Raw genomic sequence first — 8226 nt, forward strand, 5'->3', positions numbered from 1 at the left:
CCGCGGCCCCGGCCGCCATTGAGCCCGCGTCCGCTGCGCGGCCGTCAGCGCAGCGTCGCGAGTTCCTCGTGCAACGCGCTGATGATTTCCCAGGCGTCGGGGACCTGTGCCCGGTCGGTGACGACTCCGACGTCGAGCGCGTCCAGGTAGCTCAGTGCGGTGATGTTCAGGCCGCAGCTGTGGGTGATGGGGCTGAGCGGATAGGCGGCGGTCATCGGCGTCTTGCCGAGGTAGAGCTGCAGGGGTGAGCCCGGCACGTTGGATACGACCAGGTTGCAGACCGGCTGGATCCGGGTTCTGCTCAGCACCGCCATGACCATGCGGGACGCGCGGGCGAGTATGGCCGGCGGTACGAACTGTTCCGTGTCCTGCAGGACGGTGGCCGGGATTGCGCGGTGCACGGTCTTCGCGGTGGCCAGCGCGTCGTGGGTGAAGGCGATCCGTGCGGCCGGGTCCGGCTCGTGGGTGGGGATCGGTACCATCATCGCCGAGATCCGGTTGCCGAAGGTGCCGACCTGTTCGGGGGTACGGACGCTCAGCGGCACCATCGCGACCAGCGGCCGATCCGGTAGCTCGTCCCGGTCGGCGAGCCATCTCCGGACGGCACCCGCACACAATGTGACAACGACGTCGTTTACGGTGACGTGAAAGCGGTTCTTGATTGTTTTGATGTCGGTCAGCGGCAGGGTGGCGAAGGCGACCTGCCGGTGTGGGCTGATCGGCCCGTTGAAGCGGGTCCGCGGCGCCCGTACCCGGGGAACCTCGAGGATCTCCCCGTCGGTGTGCGCCTCCCGCCGGAACTCCAGGACGCTGCGCGCCACCCGGCCCGCAAGACGGATGCCCGGAACGGTCCGCAACGCCGGATTGCGGTCGAGATAGCGCAGCGTCCGGGGCAGGACAGACAACGCGCGCAACGGTTGCCGGGCCAGTCCGAGAAGCCCGCGCGCGAGCATCTCTGCCTGGCTGGGCAGGCCAGCCGGCGGGGCGGCCGGCGGTGGAGGTTCGCGGCCCGCCGGGGTGAAGTCGGTCAGCGCGAGCAGCACCTCGGCCCCAGACAGGCCATCGAGCACCGCATGGTGAATCTTGGTCAGGACGGCGACCCGCTGCCCCTGCAATCCGGAGATCAGGTACGCCTCCCACAGCGGGCGAGACCGGTCCAACGGCCGGTTGAGCAGCCGGGCGACCTGCGTGGCGAGTTGGGCATCGTCACCAGGCGTCGGCAGCGCCAGTTCGCGAACGTGGTACTCCAGATCGAAGCAGGGATCCTCCACCCAGTAGGGATGGTCGAGGCCGAGTGGCACCTGCACCAGTCGCTCCCGCAGCGGCGGAACCAGCGGCAGCCGCCGCGCGACATGCTCCAGCAGCCACCGGAAGGTGAGCTCCTGTCCCGGCTTGCTCGTGTCGTAGAGGACCAGGCCAGCGACGTGGCCGAACGTGCGTCCGTCCTCCCACGCGAGGAACTGAGCGTCAAGCGGGGTTAGCTGCCGCATGGGCGCCTCACCGGGGTCGGGGTAAGCATCGGGTGGCCGTCAGGCGTAGCCGGAGCATGCCCCTGTCCGCGGTGCTGCGAACCCGGCGGAAGTCCAGGGAGCGAGGCGCGGTGCGACCCGTGGGCCGCGCGCCCCACCCGAGCGGGTGCGGGTTGCGCTGGCTGCGATCAACACGAGGCCCACCTCAGCCCCGGACACACGGCAGAACTGAACACGCGGCAGGACCGTCTCGGCGGTAGGGCGCCCGGCCTACTCCGTCCCCGACGGCTGGCCCCGGCGGTTACTGTCCCGCGGCCGGCACCCCCGCCGGCTGCGCCAGGTCGTCGGTCTCGGCTGGGTGGGCGTCGGCGGTCCGTGCGCTGTCGGCGGCCCGCGACTGGCCGGGCGGGCGCAGGACGAACAGGGCGACGAGGACGGCCGCGGCGACCAGGGCCGCGCTCACCGCGTAGGCGAGGTGGAACCCGCCGGTGAGGGCGGTGGTGGTGCTCCTGCCGCGGTCGAGCAGCGAGTCGGTGCGGGAGGCGGCGAGGGTGGCCAGGATCGCGGTGCCGAGCGCGGCGCCGATCTGCTGGGTGGTGTTGGCCACCCCGGAGGCGACGCCGGCCTCGGCGGGGTCGGAGACCGTCATCGCCTGGCCGATCAGGGCGGGCATCGCCGCGCCGAAACCGATACCCAGCAGGACGAACACGGGGGCGACGTCGCGCGCGTAGCTGCCGTCGGCCGGTACCCGGGCCAACAGTAGGAGCGCCGCGGCGACCAGCAGCAGCCCGACGACGATCACCGGCCTGGGGCCGAACCGGGTGCTCAGCGGCGACGCGAGGCCCAGCGAGACGGCCGCGATGGTCAGCGGGGCCGGCAGGAACGCCAGCCCGGTGCGCAGCGCGTCGTAGCCGAGCACGTCCTGCAGGTACAGGGCGGTGCAGAACTGATAGCCGAACAGGCCGGCCACCATCAGGGCCAGGATGATGTTCGCTCCCCCGACCGCGCGGGAGCGGAAGATGCGCAGCGGCAGCAGTGGCTTGGCCGCGGTGGCCTGGCGGCCGACGAAGGCGTAGCAGGCCAGTGCCTTGGCCCGCTCCCGGCTGCCGGGGAAGATCGTGACGATCATGCCGAGTGCCACCGCGGAGGCCAGCGCGCCCCCGGCGCCCTGCGGGAAGCGGAACGTGATCAGGAGGCCGCCGGTGTTGGCCAGGCCGCAGGCCAGCGAGGCCGCCGTGAACAGGCCGAGCCCCCCGATGAAGACGGGCTGGCCGCCCAGCAGGTCACCCAGCCGTCCGGACAGCAGCAGCAGGCCGGCGAAGGCGATCAAGTATCCGTTCACAACCCAGGCCAGGTTCGCCTGGGAGAAGCCGAGGTCCTGCTGGATGGTCGGCAGCGCGACCGTAACGATCGAGCTGTCCAGGATGACCATCAGGTTGCTGGTGCAGAGCACCCCGAGAGCGAGCCAGCGGGACGGGAGCGCCGGGAGCGAGGCCGGGGGAGTTGAGTCGGTCAACAGTCTTCCTTGACGTCGAGGAGGCCGGACGGGGCCGCGGCGGGCCGGTCGCGACCGCCAGCCAGGCACGGCGGTTCCAGCCGCCGTATGGGGCACGCCTTGTTACGGAAGCCATCATGTGTGACTGTGGGAGTGGCCGGAAGGAGGCACTTTCATGTTCCAGGGGAACAGCGATGTGATCGACCCCCCCGGCCACGAGGCCGAGGCCTGCACCGTCTTGGAGGTGCTGAACCGGATCAGTGGCAAGTGGGCCATCGGTATCCTGCTGCGGATCAGCGACGGACCGGTCCGGTTCACCGAGCTGCAGCGGTCGATCAGCGGCATCAGCCGGCGGATGCTCACCCTCACGCTGCGTAACCTGGAACGTGATGGGCTGCTGACGCGGGTCGTCTACCCCACGGTGCCGCCGAAGGTCGAGTACCAGGCCACCGATATGGCCCGGGAGCTGTATGCCACGCTGTGGACGCTCACATCGTGGGCCGAACGGCACCGCGACGACATCGCCGTGGCCCGCGCGGCCTACGACCGCAACCACGGCCCCCAGGGTGGAGTCGACTAGAGCACCCTGGAGGCCATGATTCGAAGATGCATCCCGAGTGTGACGTTGGGTGACTATCGCTGGGCTGGAGCGATCCCGTCCCGATGCCAGTCCTGGAACAGTCCGTACACCATGCGCCAGTGCCCGTACCGGGCGGGAACGTCCCGCCACGGCGCCCCGGCCCGCGTCCGCCACCGAATCCCGTCGATCAATTGCCGGCATGTCCACGTCGGCGGCTGACCCGGCTTCTTCTTCATGCCGATACGCCGGACCACGGGAATAGCGGCGTCAGGTTGGACGTCACGGAGGTTTCCGACCGGGGCTCCGCCTGTCGTCGCCGGCGGCCCGACCGATCAGTCGGACACAGCGAGTTCGCCCAGCTCCGACCAGTCGTCCTGCTCCAGAACCGTGTTCACGATGCGCGGCGTCTCGGCGAGGTACTTCGGCAGTGTCTGCCGGGCGGCCTTGAAGTGGTCGGACTGGACGTGCGCGGCTCCGGCGTCGCCATCCTGGAATGCCTCGACCAGTACGTACTCGGTCGGGCTCTCAATGTTGCGGGACCAGTCGAACCATTTGCAGCCCGGCTCAGCGCGGGTCGCCTCGGTGAACGCCCGTGAGATCTCCGGCCACTGGTCGGCGTGCTCCGGCTTGATCCGGAACTTGGCGGTGATAAAGATCATTATAAACCCTTTCCGAGCTCATGGCTCTTGCTGTGGGCGACAGGCCGCCTGGGGTACCGAGCTCCAACGACTGTTTCCACACCGTCGGCGACGGGTGGCCCCCACGCTCGGCACCTCGCCCATGGTCGTAGCAGTCACAGCCGCCACGGGCAGTCTCGATTTGAGAAAGCCGGGGCCTGCCGCGGGCTCGTGATCAGGGCTCGATGCCCTGGGTGGTAGTGACGCTGGGTGGCAGGGACATCGTAGGGCAGCCGAGGCGCCGCCCCGCGGGGTGTGCGAATGTATACTTGTCAGACTTTCCTTGTCTGGAGAGGACGGGCGATGAGTCTTGAGGGGCGTCCCACCGGCGCGGAGGTAGCGGAGGTAGCGGGGAGCCGCGGCGGGCATGGCCAAGGGCCGGCCGTGGCAGGCCGTCCGGTCCTGCGCTACGCGATGGCGCGGGATGCGTCGCATTATCACCTGGTGCCCTCCGCAGTGGAACGTGTTGCCGGCGTGGGCGATGTGGCGGCGCTGTTTGCGAGATGCCGGCGAAGTGGTTCGTACCTGACGTTCCGCTCGGGCGGGACGAGCCTCAGCGGCCAGGGCGTCACCGACGGGATCCTGGTCGACGTGCGACACGGTTTTCAGTCGGCCGAGGTGCTCGACGGTGGTGACCGTCTGCGCGCCGAGCCTGGCGTGACCGTCCGTGCCGCCAACGCGCGGCTGCGTCCGTACGGGCGGAAGCTCGGTCCCGACCCCGCGAGTGAGGTCGCCTGCACCCTGGGTGGAGTCATTGCCAACAATTCCAGCGGAATGGCCTGCGGTACCGGGCAGAACGCCTACCAGACGCTCGAGGCGATGACCGTGGTGCTATCCAGCGGATCCGTGATTGACACCGGTGCGCCGGACGCGGATGAACGGCTGCGCGCGCTGGAACCCGATCTGTATGCGGGCTTGCTGCGGCTTCGTGAGCGGATCTGCCGCAACCCGGCGTCCGTGGCGACGCTGCGTCGGCAGTTCTCAATGAAGAACACGATGGGCTACGGTCTCAACTCGTTTCTCGACTACGAGCGTCCCGTCGAGATCCTGGCCCATCTGATGGTCGGTAGCGAAGGCACGCTCGGGTTCGTCGCCTCGGCCACGTTCCGGACGGTGGAGCTCTTTCCCCACGCCTCGACCGGCTTGGCGGTGTTTCGTGACCTCGCCACCGCGACCGCCGCGTTGCCCGAGCTGGTCGACGTGGGGTTCGCGACGATCGAACTGATGGACGCTCGGTCCCTTGCCGTTGCGCAGACCCTCGGCGCGACACCGGCTGAGATCGGCTCGCTGGAGGTGCGTGACCAGGTTGCGCTCCTGGTGGAGCTGCAGGCAGCGACCACCGAGGAGCTTGCCGACAAGGTGTCCGGGGCCGGCGGCGTGTGCGATGGGCTCGAGACCGAGTCGCCCCTGGAGCTGACCTCGGACCCGCGGCGCCGAAAGGACCTGTGGCATGTGCGCAAGGGTCTCTATACGGCCGTCGCGGGAGCGCGCCAGGCGGGGACCACGGCGTTGCTGGAGGATGTGGCGGTTCCGGTGCCGCACCTGCGGGCAGCGTGCCAGGAACTCACGAAGCTGTTCGACGCGCACGGCTATCAGAACAGTGTCATCTTCGGCCATGCCAAGGACGGCAATATCCATTTTATGCTCACCGAGACCTTCCAGGATCCCGCGCGGTTGGAACGCTACCACGCATTCACCGAGAAAATGGTCGAGCTGGTGCTCGAGCACAAGGGGACGCTCAAGGCAGAGCATGGCACCGGCCGGATCATGGCGGGGTATGTCCGTCGCCAGTACGGCGATGAACTGTATGACGTCATGACGGAGGTGAAGCGGCTGTTCGACCCGCTGGGAATCCTCAACCCGGGGGTCGTGCTGTCCGACGATCCTCGCTCCTATCTGCGCAATCTCAAGGATGTGCCGACGGTCGGCTACGGCGCGGACATGTGCGTGGAGTGCGGGTACTGCGAACCGGTCTGCCCGAGCCGGACGCTGACCCTGACTCCTCGGCAGCGGATCGCCCTGCTGCGGGAGCGTGAGGCCGCGCGGCGGGAGGGAGACGAGGGGCTCGCCGATGAGCTGTCCGCGGCCTACCGCTATGACGCGGTCGACACCTGCGCGGTCGACGGTATGTGCCAGACCGCTTGTCCTGTGCAGATCAACACCGGATCACTCGTGCGAGAGCTGCGCGCCGAGAGGGTGAACAAGGCCGAGGACGCGCTGTGGCGCTCGGCGGCCCGCCACTGGGGGGCGACCACCACACTGGCTGGGAAGGCGCTTTCTGCCGCCGCCGCACTGCCGCCGACGTTGCCGACAGCCGCGGCCTCCCTGGCCCGCAGAACGTTGGGCACCGACAGGATGCCTCAGTATGACGCCTCGCTGCCCCGCGGTGGGTACCGGCGCCGGGCGGTCGCGGCTGCCGCAGAGGCGTGCGCCGTGTACTTCCCGGCGTGCGTCGGGGCCATGTTCGGCTCGTCGTCATCCAGCGGCGGGGTCATGCCCGCGATGCTGACGCTGTGCGCGCGTGCCGGGGTAGCGGTACGGGTACCCAAGGGCATCGCGTCGATGTGTTGCGGTATGCCGTGGAAGTCGAAGGGTCTCAGGGGTGGCCACGAGGTCATCGGGGCCAAGGTCCTGCCGGCGCTGCTCGCGGCGACCGACGGCGGCCGCCTGCCGGTCGTGTGCGACGCGGCGTCATGTACAGAAGGTCTGGAGGAGCTTGGCGCCGAGGCGAAGCGGCTTGGCGGCGGCTACGAGGCACTTCGTTTCGTGGACGCGCTCGAATTCGTGCGCGCCGAAGTCGTGGGCCGCCTCTCGGTGACCCGCCGGGTGGCGTCCCTGGTACTGCACCCTACGTGCTCGACCGAGCGGCGGGGCACCACGACTTTACTCAGGGAACTCGCCGAGCTGGTCAGCGACGAGGTGGTCGTGCCGCTGGACTGGAATTGCTGCGCGTTCGCCGGTGATCGCGGACTTCTGCATCCCGAGCTGACCGCGGCGGCGACGCTGAACGAGGCACGTGAGGTCAACTCCCGTGCCTTCGAGGTGCATGCGTCGGCCAACCGGACCTGCGAGATCGGAATGTCACGCGCAACGGGGCGCGAATACGTCCACATTGTCGAGGCGCTGGAGTACGCGACTCGCCCGATCCGGGATTCTGCCCATCCAGGCGGTGCCGGCTGAGAACGTGACGTGTCGGAGAACGCCGATCGACAACTTCCGTGACCTTGATGGATGCGCGACCCGAGCGAACGTGTCACCCGCGCGCCGTCGCGGCTTCGTACGCGAAGCCCGCCTCCGGGCCCGGTTCGGCGCCGAAAGCGCCCGCGAGTCTCTCGCGCGCGCGGGAGAGGTGTTTGTGGAGTAAGACCGTTGCTGCGTCCTGATCGCCGGTCACGATCAGCTCCAGCAGGCGAGCGTGCTCGCCGTAGATCGATTCCGCGCTCAGCAGCGCCCGGCCCTGTACCTGCGACATGCACAGCCGGACTTCACCGGCGAGTTTGTGGTACATGCCGCTGATGCGGGGACTGGACATCGAGTCGACGAGGCTGAGGTGAAACCGCATGTCGGGCTCGACGATCGCGATCTGAGGGCCGTTGATCACCGACTTGATCTCATCATTGGCCATCCGGGCCTGCGCGGGAACGCGGCGGGCCGCGGCGAGCAGCCGGAGTGGCTCGCGCTCGAGGCAGTAGCGCGTGTTGTAGATGTCGCGAACGTCGTCCGGGCCGAGCTCGGGGACCCGGGCGACCTTGTGACTGCCGCGGACAAGGAGACCGGCCGCGACCAGCTTCTCGATTGCCGCCTTCGCGGTCGGGCGAGCGATATCGTACTGGGTGGCGACGCCTACTTCGGTCAGCGCCTGGTTGCTGCCGATATTGCCGCTGAACAGCTCGGCGCGAAGATTTTCGACCACCGCATCTATGAGCGATACCGGCTGTACAGGGCGGCGCATCACCCAGTCACCTTCCAGTACATGCGAGTCAGGCGGGTTGGTGACCCTCATGG

7 protein-coding genes are annotated in these 8226 nt (G+C 68.8%); 2 read left to right on the forward strand and 5 right to left on the reverse strand.

Features of this window, described 5'->3' with window-relative positions:
• Window positions 1-44 precede the first annotated feature (44 nt).
• Both AC08OP_RS16410 and AC08OP_RS16415 read right to left on the reverse strand, forming a co-directional pair.
• On the reverse strand, window positions 45-1490 hold the full coding sequence (locus tag AC08OP_RS16410) for a WS/DGAT/MGAT family O-acyltransferase (RefSeq protein ID WP_476615001.1): 1446 nt from the start codon (window positions 1488-1490) through the stop codon (window positions 45-47).
• A gap of 280 nt (window positions 1491-1770) precedes the next feature.
• Window positions 1771-2985 (reverse strand): MFS transporter, encoded by a 1215-nt coding sequence (locus AC08OP_RS16415; protein WP_476615002.1) that lies wholly within the window; start codon window positions 2983-2985, stop codon window positions 1771-1773.
• Between the two features lie 154 nt (window positions 2986-3139).
• Here AC08OP_RS16415 and AC08OP_RS16420 point away from each other — a divergent pair, with 154 nt between their 5' ends.
• Window positions 3140-3544, forward strand: a complete 405-nt coding sequence (locus tag AC08OP_RS16420; protein WP_476615003.1) for a winged helix-turn-helix transcriptional regulator — start codon at window positions 3140-3142, stop codon at window positions 3542-3544.
• 53 nt (window positions 3545-3597) lie between these two features.
• Here AC08OP_RS16420 and AC08OP_RS16425 read toward each other — a convergent pair whose 3' ends face one another.
• Window positions 3598-3780, reverse strand: a complete 183-nt coding sequence (locus AC08OP_RS16425; RefSeq protein WP_476615006.1) for a transposase — start codon at window positions 3778-3780, stop codon at window positions 3598-3600.
• A 96-nt stretch (window positions 3781-3876) separates the two neighbouring features.
• Window positions 3877-4203: a putative quinol monooxygenase gene (locus AC08OP_RS16430; protein WP_462187687.1), complete on the reverse strand. Its 327-nt coding sequence runs from the start codon at window positions 4201-4203 to the stop codon at window positions 3877-3879.
• A 321-nt stretch (window positions 4204-4524) separates the two neighbouring features.
• On the opposite strand from AC08OP_RS16430, the gene AC08OP_RS16435 reads away from it, so the two are divergent.
• Window positions 4525-7401 (forward strand): FAD-binding and (Fe-S)-binding domain-containing protein, encoded by a 2877-nt coding sequence (locus AC08OP_RS16435; protein WP_476615004.1) that lies wholly within the window; start codon window positions 4525-4527, stop codon window positions 7399-7401.
• Between the two features lie 73 nt (window positions 7402-7474).
• Here the strand turns inward: AC08OP_RS16435 and AC08OP_RS16440 are convergent.
• Window positions 7475-8226: GntR family transcriptional regulator (locus AC08OP_RS16440; RefSeq protein ID WP_476615005.1), on the reverse strand; the 752-nt coding region annotated here is incomplete at its 5' end.

It is taken from the genome of Frankia sp. CeRuru1 (genome assembly GCF_977966315.1).